General features: G+C 37.1%; 1 protein-coding gene. It reads right to left on the bottom strand.

The genetic code is table 11. The features are described 5' to 3' along the window. Window positions 1-792, bottom strand: a 792-nt coding sequence (locus AA089_RS23145; protein WP_046759400.1) for an AMP-binding protein, incomplete at both ends; no start/stop codon positions are given.

Below are 792 nucleotides of genomic sequence, written 5' to 3'. Positions count from 1 at the left end.
CTAATTGCAAATCTTCATCTACAATGTACATTTTCATGTTCTGAATCGGCTTTCCTATTGGAACATAGCCTTCCCAATTGTCAGAAACTTCTTTGAATATATAATGTGTAATATCATCCGAACATTCTGTTGGTCCGTATACATTACTCATTGCAATTTCTGGATATAAGTCAAACCATCGCTGACAGTACGCTGGCGGTAAACCTTCTCCGTTCATCATTAGCATTTGCAAACTTGACAAAATTGGTTTTTCAGAAGTAGTTTCTAAATAATCTAGTAAGATAGAAAAATGTGCAGGAACACTTTCTAATAGCGTAATTCCATCGTTGTCTACATGTGTGAGCAAGCGCTTCGGATCCCAAGCGTCATCGCCAACGAGTACTGTTGTAGTTCCGCCAACTAGCAATGCCACCATGTATTGCCAGATGCTGACATCAAATACTTGCGTTGCCGTTTGTGCTATGTTTGACTGTTCATCAATGTGAAAATCGTTGATTTTTGCATATAAGTGATTCAACATTCCTTGGTGTGTTACCATCGCGCCTTTTGGCTTTCCTGTTGATCCTGAAGTAAATATGATGTAACTTAAAGTGTTTCCTGAAAGAGAATTATTGTTGTTTTCTTTCGAATATTTTTCACTTATAGAAGCATTTGTGTAAAGAATATTTTTTGCCTCTGTTAGTCCAGAAATACTTTCTTGTAAATCGTTTGTCGTGATGACAAATCCACTATTTGCTTGTGCTAGAATGTGTTGATTTCGTTCTAGCGGAAAATCGGTACTTAGTGGAATGA

Source organism: Kordia jejudonensis, from assembly GCF_001005315.1.
GTDB lineage: Bacteria > Bacteroidota > Bacteroidia > Flavobacteriales > Flavobacteriaceae > Kordia > Kordia jejudonensis.
The sequence above is the reverse complement of the archived record's forward strand: the minus strand, read 5'-3'. Positions and strand labels throughout refer to the sequence as shown.